Source organism: Catenulispora rubra, from assembly GCF_015356825.1.
Classification (GTDB): Bacteria; Actinomycetota; Actinomycetes; order Streptomycetales; family Catenulisporaceae; genus Catenulispora; species Catenulispora rubra.
This window is the reverse complement of record NZ_JAACYW010000089.1, coordinates 1-12,589: the sequence shown is the minus strand read 5'-3', so window position 1 is coordinate 12,589 and position 12,589 is coordinate 1. Positions and strand designations below refer to the sequence as shown.

Here is a 12,589-nt window from a genome sequence, read left to right as displayed (position 1 = left end):
GCATGCCGAATGATCGACTCGGCGGACCCCGCCCGAGAGGTCGAAAAGCCAGCGAAGAGAGAGCGCGATGAACCAGGACTCCGGCGCACCGGGATTCGACGCCGACATCCGTCCCCTGTTCCGCCCGATCGACATCGAGCACATGGCCCCGTTCGGCGTGCAGCTGGATCAGTACTCGTACATGTCGGATCCGGCGAACGCCGAGCGCGTCTACGGCTCGATCGCGGCCAAGAAGATGCCGCCGGAGAGCGACGCCACCTGGCCGGACGAGCACGTGCGGCTGCTGCGGGCGTGGATCGACGCGGGGTTGCAGCCCTGAGGCGCTCAGCCGAGCCGCTGTAAGGCGATCTTCGTGGCGTCGGCGATGAGGCTGTCGGCCGAGTTCGCGTCCTTGCCGTCGCGGTGGGAGAGCACCGCGATCACGATCGGCGCGCCCTGCGATGGCCACACGACGGCGATGTCGTTGCGCGTGCCGTAGTCGCCGCTGCCGGATTTGTCGCCGACCTTCCAGCCGGCGGGTACTCCGGCGCGGAGCCACTGAGCCACTGAACCGAGGGGTGGACCTCGCCGCTGGGCCGTCGGCTTCGATCGATAGTGTGCCGCAATGAGCGATGTCCTTCCGCGGCATGTGTTGTGTGTACTCGGCTCCGGTCTGGAGCTGTCGGAGATCGAGCGGATCGCCGGCGCCGACCGGTTCACGCTCGACTGGGAGTACTCGCAGACCGAACCCGATCCGCAGATGCCTCAGGCGTTCCAGGCCTGCACGATGAACGCGGTGTCGTTCGACGAGAAGGACCAGCTGGCCGTGGAGTCCCACGACACCGTCGGCTATCTGCTGTCCCCGCCGATGCCCCGGGAACAGGCGCTCGCCATATCGCGGGGCCTGCTGGTCGCGGCGGGCAACCTGCTGCGCGCCGGCGCGACCGCCATCAAGAACGAGAGCAGCGGCATCGCCCACGGCCGTACGCGCTGGCTGGCGCTCGCCGACCGCGCCGCCGCCGGCGACAATCTCGAAGTCCTGGCCGGCACGCTCATCGAGGCGTGGGTCCAGCGCCCGATCGCCGACGACGGCGTGCTCTACACCTGCGGCATGCACCTGCTCGGCGCCCCGGACGTCGAGATCGAGGCCTCCGCGCAGGAGCGCGCCGGCGGCGAGGTGGCGGACATGGCCGGGCTGCTGGACGTGCTGGCCTTCTACCTGCTCACCGACCCGCGCGCCAAGGAGGTCGAGGACGGCTCCGGCTTCCGGATGACGGAGGACGCGCCGCGGTGGGTGCTGCGTACCGGGGCGTGCGAGCGGTACGAGAGCGACGACTTCTTCTTCAACCCCTATGGGTACGTGCGGCTGACCTCGCCCGAGTGACGCGACTGTGACGCGACTCGGACAGCCGCGACGTCCTTGATCGGCGCCCGCCACGCGGGCAACCTTTCCCCCGCCATCGGAGTGTTAGTGTCCACAACCCGCGCGGCGTCCGAGCCGCGCGGCCGGACCACGGTGAAGGCGGGGACGACAGATGGCGGACAGCGAGCCTCAGGGGTTTCGCGAGTACGTCGCCGCTCGCAGGCAGGGGCTGCTCGCGGTGGGCTATGTGCTCACCGGTTCGCAGCACGGGGCGGAAGACCTGGTGCAGGCCACGCTGGTGAAGGTGTGGCCGCGGTGGAACCGGGTCGCCGAGGCCGGTGACCCGGACGCGTACGTGCGCAAGGCGATGCTGAACACGTTCCTGTCCTGGCGGCGCCGGGACGGCGGGCGTGAGATCCCCAGCGACGACGTCGCGTCGCTGCCGCTGTCGGCTCCGCGGCCGTCTGCGGACTCCGGCGCGGGCAACGCGCTGACCGGGGTGCTGGACCGGGTCGTGCTGCGGGATCTGCTGCGCGCGCTGCCCCGGCGGCAGCGCGCGGTGGTGGTGCTGCGGTACTACGCCGACCTGACCGAGGCGCAGGTCGCCGAGGCGATGGGGTGCTCGGTCGGGACCGTCAAGAGCCAGCACGCCAAAGCCCTGGCCACCCTCCGGCGTCACACGCCTGCCGAAGACCGATAGGAGCGGATCCGATGTCACAGCAGGAGCAGGATTTCGACACCCGTCCGCTGGCCGACGGCCTGCGCGAGCTCGCCGGGCAGGCCGCCGACGCCCCCGGGCTGTTCGAGGCGGTGTCCGCCGGCGCGCGCCGCCGCTCGGCCCGGGTGCGGGCCTCCGGGGCGGTGCTGGCCGTCGGCGGGGTGCTGGCGGTGGCCGGGGGAGTGGCGGCGTGGCCGTCGCCGTCCGGGGGGACCGGCGCGGTGACAACAGACTCAGCGCATGCGATCGCGCAGGCGCACTGCCCGGCGCAGCCTCCCGGCGACATCCGCCCCAGCGGCTCCGCCGGCCGGCTGTTCACCGGGACGCCCGGCGCGGCGACGCTGTGCGTCTACGGGTTGACGGAGACCAGCACCACGATGCGCTCGGAGTCCATCACCGGCTCTGCCCTCACGTCGCTGACTCGCGGGCTGGCTCACGGGAAGGACCCCGACTCCGCTATCTGCACCATGGAACTCATCAACCCCGAGCACCTGCTGATCCTTCAGTACGCGGATGGATCGACGCAGGAACTGGTGATCGACATGAGCGGCTGCGGGACGGTGGGCAACAAGGCGCACCGGGTGCTGCTGCCGAACGATCTGCGGAAGCTGATCACGGCCGGGTAGGGCTGTGTAGGGCTGGTTGTACGGCGGCGAGCGGCGCGGGAACAGGTGAGAATTGCCGTCGTCGTTCGCGCTGGTCGCCATCGCCGAATGCGGAACAGTCGCTGGGGTGGGGCGATCGCGGTCGTGGTGACGGTCGTCGGGTTGGTGTTCGGGGTGGCTGGGTGCTCCAGTACTTCGGGGAGTGTGGGGGCCGGGGCGGGAGCTGGAGCGGACAAGACCGCATGCTGACGATCAGCGCGAACGGCATCGCCACCGAGAAGGTGTTCGACGGCTGCTGCGCGGTCGCCTGGACGCTGACCTTCAGCGTCGACCACGCCAGCGGCACCCACGCGCACGGCGAGCTGTACGTCACGCTGAAGTCGGCGACGTTCAACGAGAACCCCAACCCCGGCTCGCCCGAGCCGCAGAAACGCGGGGCCGTAGCGCGTGCTATGGCCCCGCGTTCGTCGTACTGCTACGGCGTGACGTCAGCCCGATCGATCGCGATGTTGATCCCTGAGCTGGCGCTGTTCCGGTTGCCGGTGTTGACGATCGTGACGGTGTGCGAACCGGCCGCGAGCGTCGGACTGGTCCACGCGATCCCGGAGGCGTTCCGGGCCGACGCGTAGTTGTCGACCGTCACCGCCGCGCCGCCGTCGATCGCGACGGTCATGATGCCCTGGTCGACGTCATGCACGGCGTGCAGCGCGACCTGCGTCCCGGTGAAGCGGAACGTCGCGGTGGCCCCGGCCAGGTGGCTCCAGTTCGCAGTGCCCAGATACATGTCGGACACGCCGGTGGTCAGACCCCAGTTCGCGTCGTACTGGAACTGGTTCGCGCCGCTCCCGGTGACGTTCCCGTCCACGATCGTCTGCGAGGGCGCCGACGACGTCGTGACGTCGACCCGGTCGATGGCGATGTTGATCCCTGAGCTGGCGCTGTTCTTGGTGCCGGCGTTGACGACCGTCAATGTGTGCGAACCGGCCGCGAGTGTCGGGCTCGTCCACACGACCCCCGACGCGTTGCGTGACGACGCGTAGTTGTCGATCGAGGTCGGCGCGCCGCCGTCGATGGAGACCGTCATGATCCCCTGATCGACGTCGCGCACCGCGTGCAGCGCGACCTGCGTCCCGGTGAACCGGAACGTCGCGGTCGCCCCTGCCGTGTGGCTCCAGTTCGCCGTCCCGGCGTACATGTCGGACACGCCCGAGGTCTCGCCCCAGTTCGCGTCGTACTGCCATTGGTCGTTCGCGGTGCCGATCTCGTTGCCGTCGACATAGATCTGCCCACCGCCGGGTCCGCCGGGGCCGGTGATGGCGACGCCGTGCGGCGACAGCACCAACCAGAACGCATCTGTGCCCGACTGGAACGTCGCGGGCAGGCTGATTCTCCCGTTGTTCACCGTCACATCAGCGTCGGACACGGTGATCGGCTGCGAGAGCGGCGTGTTGTCCGGGATGCGCATCAGCGTGGCGTGTACGGTGGACCCGGCCGTGAGCCACGGCGTGGAGCCGAGACCCTGCACCGTGACCGTTGTGGTCCCGGTCTGCCCACTGTTGTTCCCGATCAGCACATCGGCCTGGCCGGCGTTCTGATCAGCCGAGGCGGCCACCGCGACGGCAGCGTTCCCGCTGGTAGCGGAGACAAGGTGACCGGTCAGGCTCGCATAAGCCCGATAAGCCCACCACTGGCCGGTCGGCGACGCCAGGTTGCCGGTCCCGCCGAGCACCGAGTCCAGCGTCCCGGCCACGCAGCAGTCGCTCCAGATGGCGTGCGCCGCCGCGCCGATGTTCGAGACCGCGAGCCGGTCCAGGAACCAGGCCGCGTAGCCGGCCGTCTGCTGGTTGCCGAACAGGTACTCGTTGATGGACAACGGCATCGGGCTCAGGCCGTGCGCCGCGACGATCGAGGCCGCGTCGGCGCCGTCGGCGGCCGGATCGTTGCCGAAGTGCCAGTTCAGCACGTTCGGCAGCGTGTTGTCGGCCTTCGTCTGGCCGATGAAGCCGTCGAGCCAGGAGTGGTTGTAGCCGCTGTAGGAGGGTCCGACGATCGTCGCCGACGGACTCAGCCTCCTGATCTCGGTCACCGCTGTGTCCCACATCTGGTAGTACTGCGCGCTGTTCACGCCGCGCTGCCAGAAACCGGTCCCGTCGGGCTCGTTCCAGATGTCGTAGGCGACGTTGACCCCGGAGGCCTTCACATCACCGACCACCTGGTCGATGAAAGCCTTCCAGTTCGAACAGTCCCCGTTGTCGCAGGGATAGACGGTGTTCGAAGGCTGCGTCGTGTCGGCGCCGTACAGGTCCGAGACCAGCAGGTCGTAACGACCGTTGTAGGGCGCCGTGGTCACCCGGCGGGCCTGCGCGACCGCCGAATTGATGCGGACCCGGTACCCGCTGCCGGCGGAGTACCCGTCGCCGATCCAGCCGCCGCCGGCCAGGCGCGCGCCGCCGCCGCGGAACAGCGTCGGCGCCAGCGGCTGGAGGAGGGCGTCGGACGGGCCGCTCCCGTCCTGGTTCAGGCCGTAGAGGAAGCCGGCGCCGGCGTGCGTGGGTGCCTTGCCGGTCTGGGAGACGTCGACGGTGACGGTTGTGTCCGGTGCGTTGGCCACAGCAGAAGGTACTCCGGTCAGTGCGGCGCCCGCGGTTACGGCGGCGATCACCAGTGCGCTGGTCAGGGTGCGGCGGGTTCGGGAGGTCAGGCCGTAGCGCGGTCGGTGCGGGGTCGTTCGCTTCATTGCGCCTCCTCGGAAACAGGTGCTTCGGAAAGGGGTCCTTCGGCAAGCGGCGGTTCGGCGTCGTCACGCACGAACAGGGGGATGGCATCCAGCGGCGCGTCGACGGTGACGTGGGATCCGCCGGGGTATCGGCGTCCGGAACCGGTGTGCGTCCACTCCGCACCGGCCGGCAGGTACACGCGGCGCTGCCGGGCGCCGAGCTCGGTGACCGGGGCGACCAGGATGTCGGGGCCGAACAGGTACTGGTCCTCGACCTCCCAGGCGGCCTCGTCGTCGGGGAAGGCGAGCAGCAGCGGCCGCATCAGAGGGGTGCCGCTGGTCTCGCCGTCGTGCAGGTGCGCGTGGATGTAGGGACGCAGCCGCTCCCGCAGCCGCAGCATGGCGGTGATCGCCTCGTACGCCTCGGGCCCGTACGCCCAGACCTCGTTCGGCCCGCCGCCGGCGCCGACCGTGCCGTGGCTGACGCGCGGCTCGCGGTGGCCGTGCAGCCGGAACAGGGGGCAGAAGACTCCGAACTGGAACCAGCGCACGACCAGCTCCCGGTACGCCGGGTCGTCCGGGTCGCCGCCGTGGAACCCGCCGATGTCGGAGTTCCACCACGGCAGCCCCGACATGGCGACGTTCAGCCCGGCCGGGATCGCGGCGGCCAGGGCGGCGAAGGTGGGCTCGATATCGCCGGACCACAAGGCCACGCCGTACCGCTGCGACCCGGCCCACGCCGAGCGGACCAGGGACAGCACCTCGGTCTCACCGGCCGCACGCATGTGCTCGAACACGCCCCGGGCATGCTCGCGCGGGTACAGGTTCGCCACCTCGCTGCCGACGCCGGCGGCGTAGGAGAGGGTGTGCGGGGCGGGCCGCAGCTCCGGTTCGCACGCGTCGAGCCAGAACGCGCGGATCCCCAGCTTGTAGTAGTTGGTCTGAAGCCGCTCCCACAGGAACGCGCGGGCCCGGGCATCGGTGGCGTCGTAGAAGCCGACGCCGATCTCGGCCTCCGACTCGCCGTCGGGCCAGCCTCCGGTGACCGTGGCGCCGTTGTCGGTGGTGGCCAGCATCCCGGCCTCGCGCATGGTCAGGTAGCTCTCGGACAGCGGACTCACCGACGGCCACACCGACACCGCCGGCTCGATGCCCAGCGCGTGCAGCTCCTCGACCATGGCGCGTGCGTCGGGCCAGGCGGCGGTGTCGAAATCCCAGTCGCCGAGGTGCTTCCAGTGCAGGTAGTCGATGACGAGCACGGACAGCGGCAGCCCACGGCGCGCGTACTCGCGGGCCACCTCCAGCAGCTCTTCCTGGTTGCGGTAGCGCAGCTTGCTCTGCCAGAACCCTGATGCCCATCGCGGCATCGGCGACGGGAAGCCGGTGGCTTCGGCATAGGCAGTGAGGATCTGCGAGGGGGTGTCGCCGACCGTCAGCCAGTAGTCGATCTGCCGGGCCCGGTCGGACACCCAGCGCGTGCCGTTCTCGGCGAACTCGACCCGGCCCACCGCCGGGCTGTTCCACAGCAGGCCGTAGCCACGATTGGACACCGCGAACGGGATCGACACCTCGCCGTTGCGCTGCGCCAGCTCCAGGACCATGCCCTTCTGGTCCAGGCGGCCGTGGCCGTGCTGTCCGAGCCCGTATATTCGCTCCCTGGCATGCGCCGCGAAACGCTGCTCGATGCGGTGCAGCCCGCCGCCTGCCGCCTCGAAGTGCCGGGCGCCGGGCCACCAGAAGTGCGCCGGCTGCTCGCGCAGGACTTCGGCGCCGGTGTGGGCGTGCTGGACGGTCAGCAGACCGGTGGCCGCGTCGATGCGGACGTGGGCCCGGCCGTTGACCAGCGTCGCGGACACGCCGTCGGCGGCGATCTCCAGCCGCAGATCAGGGCTCGTAGTCGGGCGGACGGGCGCCAGGGCGCCGGGCAGGTCCGGCACGATCCGGTGCAGGCCGGCGCGCACCCGCACGCTGTCGGCGCCCCACGGCTCGACGGTCAGCAGATGGTGGCCGCCGCGCCAGGTCAGGACCTCGTCGGAGATGGCGAACGGGTTGAGCACGGAGTCTCCCGGTAGCGAAGAGATGCGGTCGGAGCGAGGGGACCGGCTGCGGTCCGTCAGGGCGCTCATTCAGTCCTTCAGCGCGGCGTTGCCGATGCCGGCCGCGACGTAGCGCTGCGCGGCGACCAGCAGCACCGCCGCCGGGACCGAGGCGATGACGCCGGTGGCCATGACGCCGTTCCAGTCGACGAGGTTGGCGCCGATGAACCGGTAGAGCCCGACGGTGATCGGCGCGCGGCTGTCGTCGGTGGTGAGCGTGACGCCGAACAGGAAGTCGGCCCAGGTGAACAGGAACGAGAACAGCGCCGCGGTGATGACGCCGTTGCGGGCCACCGGCAGGATCACGGACACGAAGGTCCGCAGCCGCGAGGCGCCGTCGAGGGACGCGGCCTCGGCCAACTCGTCGGGCACGCCTTTCAGGAAGGACTGCAGGATCAGCGTCGCGAACGGCACGCAGAGTGTGGAGTCGGCCAGGATCAGCGCGAAGGGTGAATTGATCATGCCGAGCTTGTTCGCCGCGATGTACAGCGAGTTGGCCATCACGATGCCCGGGATCATCTGCGCGACCAGCAGCGCGAACATCAGGGCCCGGCGTCCCGGGACGCGCAGCTTGGCCAGGCCGTACGCGGCTGGTGCCGCGATCAGCAGGGTCACCGCCACGGTGCCGAGCGATACCACGAGGCTGACTGTCAGGTGTCCGCCCTCGGCGCTCAGGGCACTGCGATAGCCGGCGAGCGTCCCGTGCAGCGGGAACCATACCGGGCTTCGGCTGACCAGGTCGGACGGCTTCAGCAGCGAGGCGTTGATCATCCAGTACAGCGGGAACAGCATGATGCCCACGATCACCACGCCGACGGTGGTCGTCGCCGCGCTGCGGCCCTGCCTGCTCATCGGTTCCGTCCTTCCGTCTCCCGGACCGACCGCAGGTACAAGGCGGCGAAGACGATCGCGACCAGGATCAGCAGGTTCCCGACCGCCGCGCCCTTGCCGAACTCCAGCTGCTGGAAGGACAGGTTGTAGGCGTAGGTGGTCAGCGTCTGGGAGGAGTTCGCCGGACCGCCCTGCGTGACGATCTGGATGACGTCGAAGACCTTGACCGTGTAGATCAGGCCGAGGGTCAGCACCACCAGCGTCACCGGGCGCAGCATCGGCCAGGTGATCCGGCGGAAGCGCTGCCAGGCGTTCGCCCCGTCGATGGCCGCGGCCTCGTAGAGCTGTTCCGGGACGCCCTGGAGCCCGCCGTAGAGGATCACCATGTTGAACGGGATCCCGACCCAGACGTTGACCAGCGTGACGGCGGTCAGCGACCAGGTGGTGCTGACCAGCCAGGGCACCGGGTGGTTGATCACGTGCAGGTTCAGCAGCATGCGGTTGAGCACGCCGGAGTCGGCGTACATCATCCAGCGCCACACCGTCCCGGACACCACCAGCGGCAGCAGCCACGGCACCAGAAGCAGGGAGCGGAGCACGCCGTTGAGCGGGAACTTGCGGCGGAAGAACACTGCCAGCGCCAGGCCGATGCCGAACTGGAAGACCAGCGAGCCGAGCGTGAACAGGAGCGTGTTCGTCACGATGCCGGCGAACTGCGGGCTGTGGAACACCGAGCGGTAGTTGGCGAAGCCGACGTAGGGCGCTGAGCCGGAGTAGAAGGAGGAGACCGAGTAGTCCTGGAAGCCCATGCGGACGTTCGCGATCAGCGGGTAGACGTAGAAGCAGAGGATGTAGATCCAGACCGGGACGACGAATCCGGCCACGCGCCAGGCGGTGCTTCGGCGGGTTCGGGGGCGGCGGCCGCCTTGGTCGGCTTGGCTGGCTTTGCCGTTGCGGCCGGTGCTGCCGCCCCGGCTGCTGGGGCCGTCGCGATCGGGCAGCGTGCGCGCCGGGTCCGTGCTGGCCGTCCCCGTCCCCGTCCCCGCCGCCGCCGTGGCGGCAGCGGGGACGGGGACCCCGGCGGACTTGCTGATCATCGCCGCCATCGTCAGGATCCGGCCTGGCTCTGCGCCTGGTTCAGCGCGTCCTGCGGCGAGGTGCCGCCGGCCAGTGCCGCCTGGATCGCGGTCGACAGCGCCGTGCTCACCTTCGGGTAGGCGGTGCCCAGCTCCGCGGTGCGGGCCTGCGCGGTGGCGATCTCGGTGATGAACGCTTGCAGCTGCGGGTCGGAGGCGGCGAGTTGTGCGGCGGCGGCCTGGTTGCTCGGGATGTAGCCGGCGTCCTTCGACCACTCGCTCGCGCGGTCCGGGCTCATCAGGCACTTGACCACCGCGACCGCCTTGGCCTCGCGGCCGGCGTTGCTGTGCCCGACGGCCCAGACTTCGCCGCCCAGCGGCGTGACCGGCTTGGCCGAGGCCGAGGGGACCGGGATCGGGACGGTGCCGAAGTGCAGGCCGGTCTTGGCGTCCAGGCCCGGCAGCTGCCAGGGGCCGTTCACCATCATCGCCACGTTGCCGGCCGCGAACTGCTGGTCGACGTCGGCCTGGGTCCAGTTCACCACCGACTTCGAGGCCCAACCCTTGTCCACGAAGGTCTTCCACAGCGTCAGCGCCTGCACCGCCTGCGGGGAGTTCAGGGTCTTCAGATCGGCGCCGGCGGTCCAGAAGAAGGGCTCGAACTGGAAGCTGCCCTCCTCGTTGCCGACGGCGGAGAACGCGATGCCCTGCTTGCCGCCGGCCGTCAGCTTCTGCGCGTCGGCGGTCAGCTCGTCCCAGGTCGTCGGCGGGGTCAGGCCCGCGGCGGCGAACAGGTCCTTGTTGTAGTAGAGCGCCAGGCCGTTGACGCCCGGGGCGATCCCGTAGATCTGGCCCTGGTAGCCGCCGGCCGAGACGATCGAGGGGTACAGGCCGTCGGTGGACAGCCCGGCGGCCGACAGCGAGACCAGGCCGCCGGTCGAGGCGACCTGCTGCAGGTCGGGGTTGTCGACGAGCAGCAGGTCGGGCAGCGACTTGGCGGACGCCTGCTGGAGCAGCTTGGGCATCAGCTGCTCGCGCGGGAGCTCGTGGTGCACCACCTTCACGCCGCCGACCTGCGTGGCGCACTCGTCGAGGACGCCCTGGATCTGCGTGTTCTGCGGGGCCGAGCCGTAGTAGTCGGTTTCGTTCAGGGTCAGGACGCCGCCGGAGCCCGAGCCGGCACCGGAGGAGGACGAGCTGCTGGAGCCGCAGGCCGTCAGGGTCAGCAGGCAAGCCGAGGCGATGGCCAGGGCGCCGACGCCGACGCCGGTGGTGGCGGGCCGACGGCCTGGCGCGGGCTGATTCGGCGCGGGCTGGCTCGGTGTGTGCTGGCCTGCTGTGCGCTGATCCGTCGCGGGCCGACGGCCCGGAGCACGAGATATCATGGCCTTTACCTTTCGAATCGATTCGACAAAGGGCGCGCGGGGGCACCGGCCGTGTTCGGGACGGCGCCGAGGCGCGAGGGGCCGGCTCAGGAGCGACCGGTGCCGCCGGCCGGGGCCGGCGCGGTGGTGTCACGGACTTTCAGCGTCGGCGCCAGGATCGTCACCGACGGTACGGACTCCCCGTTGACCTGCCCGGCCAGCAGCCGGACCGCGGTGCGGGCCAGCTCCTCCACCGGCAGGGACACGGCGCTGACCGGCACCGCGAGCCGCTCGGCCTCGTCGTCGGGGCACACCGCGACCACCGAGACGTCCTGCGGCACCCGCAGTCCCAGACCCCTGAGACGGTCCAGGACCAGCGGGAGCGCGCGCTCGTTGTAGACGATCAGGCCGGTCAGGCCGTGGACCTTCGCCAGCAGGCCGTCCACGGCGCGCGCCACCTCGGACGGCTGCCCGTCGCACGGCGTCCAGGCGGTCTTGGCCCGCCGGGCGCGCAGCGTGGTCAGCGCCCCGTCGCGGGCGTGGATCGCGTAGGCGACGTCGCGGCGGAACGTGGACTGCGACTGGCCGATGTAGCCGACCCGGCGGTGCCCCAGCTCCAGCAGGTGCTCGGCGCACAGCCGGCCGGCCAGCGCCGCGTCGAAGTCGACGTAGGGCAGCCGGGCGCTGTCGTCGGGCGTCCCGACCAGCACCGCGGGGCATCGCAGGGTGCTGAGCAGGGCCACGCGCGGGTCGTTGCGCTGGACCTCCATCAGCATCACGCCGTCGACCTGGGAGCCGGTCACGGTGTCCCGGATCGCGGTCTCGCCGTCGTCGTCGGTGAGCATCAGCAGCTTGAGCCCGAGGTCCTGCGCCGCGGTCAGCGACGCCCAGACGTAGGGCATCTGCACCTGGTTGTGCGGCCCGTAGACCATGGGCAGCGCCATGGCGATGACGCCGTTGCGGCCGCTGCGGATGGAGCGCGCGCCGGCGTGCGGGCGGAACTGCAGTTCGTCGATCGCCTGCTCCACCCGGGCGCGGGTCTCCGCGGAGATGGAGCGGGTTCCGCTCAGGACGTAGGACACGGTGCTGCGTGAGACTCCGGCGCGCTTCGCGACGTCGGCGATCGTGACGGCCATACCGTGCTCCCTTCGGATCGGCGGATCGTCGAACTGATTCGATGTGGCGTGGCGTGACGGTAGCACCGGGGTTTCCGATGACGCAATGGTTTGTGTCGGTGGTGTTTCCGCGGGCCCTGCCGGCTCCGCCGGGAAGTCACGGTTTGGGCTCGACTGCCCGTTCGGAATACCGCGCTCTGATACCTGACGCTTACTCTTTGGATCTGCTCAGTCACGGGGAAGCGGGGTCGTCCACCACGTTCCGTTTCGGGTTATCCGGAGGTGAGCATGTTCGCCAAGAACAACCGCGGGAAGAACGCTGCGTCTGACAGGGATCTCTACTCCGCCATGCGGCTGATGGCCCTGGAGTCGGCGCAGCGCGGACCGATCTCGCGTCACCCTGATCACCCGGACGTGCACGGGATCCTGGTCGACGTCGGTCAGGAGAACGGGTATGTCGCGCTGTCGGTGGTCGCCGGCGGTGCGGCGAACCTTTATGTCGATGTCAGCGGGCCGGTCGGGCTGCTGGAGGCGGCGGCTGCGGAATGGTCGGCGCGGCGGCTGCTCACTACGACGCAGGCTTACTTGAAGTTCTTCTCGTCGGCTGATGACGGGGGTCGTCCGCCGCGTGGGACGACTCGCGTGCATGTGGTCAACACCGGTGCGGGGCGCTTTGCCGATCTGCCGACTGAGGCGTTTTGGGGGAGGGCCGGGACGGGGCATCCG

Annotated in this window: 11 protein-coding genes and 1 pseudogene; 5 read left to right on the top strand and 7 right to left on the bottom strand. The window is 70.3% G+C overall.

The features are described 5' to 3' along the window. Positions 1-67: 67 nt before the first annotated feature. Positions 68-319: a hypothetical protein gene (locus tag GWK61_RS23970; RefSeq protein WP_194911489.1), complete on the top strand. Its 252-nt coding sequence runs from the start codon at positions 68-70 to the stop codon at positions 317-319. A 5-nt stretch (positions 320-324) separates the two neighbouring features. Here the strand turns inward: GWK61_RS23970 and GWK61_RS59720 are convergent. Beyond that, a pseudogene (locus GWK61_RS59720) lies at positions 325-534 on the bottom strand (serine hydrolase); the annotation flags it as partial. Positions 535-604: 70 nt separating this feature from the next. On the opposite strand from GWK61_RS59720, the gene GWK61_RS23960 reads away from it, so the two are divergent. The 3 genes from GWK61_RS23960 (at position 605) to GWK61_RS23950 (ending at position 2,686) form a co-directional block, all read left to right on the top strand. Then, positions 605-1,363: a hypothetical protein gene (locus GWK61_RS23960; protein WP_194911485.1), complete on the top strand. Its 759-nt coding sequence runs from the start codon at positions 605-607 to the stop codon at positions 1,361-1,363. Positions 1,364-1,514: 151 nt separating this feature from the next. Further along, entirely contained in the window at positions 1,515-2,042 is a 528-nt protein-coding gene (locus GWK61_RS23955; RefSeq protein WP_194911483.1) for a SigE family RNA polymerase sigma factor, read from the top strand. 11 nt (positions 2,043-2,053) lie between these two features. Next, a complete protein-coding gene (locus tag GWK61_RS23950) occupies positions 2,054-2,686 on the top strand; it encodes a hypothetical protein (protein WP_194911482.1) in 633 nt (210 codons plus the stop codon). A gap of 454 nt (positions 2,687-3,140) precedes the next feature. Here GWK61_RS23950 and GWK61_RS23945 read toward each other — a convergent pair whose 3' ends face one another. The 6 genes from GWK61_RS23945 to GWK61_RS23920 all read right to left on the bottom strand — a co-directional run bounded on the left by GWK61_RS23945 (position 3,141) and on the right by GWK61_RS23920 (position 11,884). Next, the gene (locus tag GWK61_RS23945) at positions 3,141-5,402 is read right to left on the bottom strand and encodes a hypothetical protein (protein WP_194911481.1); all 2,262 of its coding nucleotides are present in this window, start codon (positions 5,400-5,402) and stop codon (positions 3,141-3,143) included. Then, positions 5,399-7,438, bottom strand: a complete 2,040-nt coding sequence (locus GWK61_RS23940; protein WP_323747720.1) for a glycoside hydrolase family 31 protein — start codon at positions 7,436-7,438, stop codon at positions 5,399-5,401. Before GWK61_RS23940 ends, GWK61_RS23945 begins: the two co-directional genes overlap by 4 nt. Positions 7,439-7,507: 69 nt before the next feature. Beyond that, positions 7,508-8,329, bottom strand: a complete 822-nt coding sequence (locus GWK61_RS23935) for a carbohydrate ABC transporter permease (RefSeq protein WP_194911479.1) — start codon at positions 8,327-8,329, stop codon at positions 7,508-7,510. After that, positions 8,326-9,405: a carbohydrate ABC transporter permease gene (locus GWK61_RS23930; RefSeq protein ID WP_228562849.1), complete on the bottom strand. Its 1,080-nt coding sequence runs from the start codon at positions 9,403-9,405 to the stop codon at positions 8,326-8,328. Before GWK61_RS23930 ends, GWK61_RS23935 begins: the two co-directional genes overlap by 4 nt. A gap of 11 nt (positions 9,406-9,416) precedes the next feature. Next, complete coding sequence (locus GWK61_RS23925) at positions 9,417-10,769, bottom strand: sugar ABC transporter substrate-binding protein (RefSeq protein ID WP_228562848.1); 1,353 nt, start codon at positions 10,767-10,769, stop codon at positions 9,417-9,419. An 86-nt stretch (positions 10,770-10,855) separates the two neighbouring features. Further along, complete coding sequence (locus GWK61_RS23920) at positions 10,856-11,884, bottom strand: LacI family DNA-binding transcriptional regulator (protein ID WP_194911478.1); 1,029 nt, start codon at positions 11,882-11,884, stop codon at positions 10,856-10,858. Between the two features lie 267 nt (positions 11,885-12,151). Here GWK61_RS23920 and GWK61_RS23915 point away from each other — a divergent pair. Beyond that, the coding region (locus tag GWK61_RS23915; protein ID WP_194911477.1) for a hypothetical protein at positions 12,152-12,589 on the top strand (438 nt) is incomplete at its 3' end.

Coding starts and splice junctions, on each gene's coding strand:
- GWK61_RS23920 (WP_194911478.1), bottom strand. CDS start 11,884: ATGGCCGTCACGATCGCCGACGTCGCGAAGCGCGCCGGAGTCTCACGC.
- GWK61_RS23955 (WP_194911483.1), top strand. CDS start 1,515: ATGGCGGACAGCGAGCCTCAGGGGTTTCGCGAGTACGTCGCCGCTCGC.
- GWK61_RS23960 (WP_194911485.1), top strand. CDS start 605: ATGAGCGATGTCCTTCCGCGGCATGTGTTGTGTGTACTCGGCTCCGGT.
- GWK61_RS23970 (WP_194911489.1), top strand. CDS start 68: ATGAACCAGGACTCCGGCGCACCGGGATTCGACGCCGACATCCGTCCC.
- GWK61_RS23945 (WP_194911481.1), bottom strand. CDS start 5,402: ATGAAGCGAACGACCCCGCACCGACCGCGCTACGGCCTGACCTCCCGA.
- GWK61_RS23950 (WP_194911482.1), top strand. CDS start 2,054: ATGTCACAGCAGGAGCAGGATTTCGACACCCGTCCGCTGGCCGACGGC.
- GWK61_RS23930 (WP_228562849.1), bottom strand. CDS start 9,405: ATGATCAGCAAGTCCGCCGGGGTCCCCGTCCCCGCTGCCGCCACGGCG.
- GWK61_RS23935 (WP_194911479.1), bottom strand. CDS start 8,329: ATGAGCAGGCAGGGCCGCAGCGCGGCGACGACCACCGTCGGCGTGGTG.
- GWK61_RS23925 (WP_228562848.1), bottom strand. CDS start 10,769: ATGATATCTCGTGCTCCGGGCCGTCGGCCCGCGACGGATCAGCGCACA.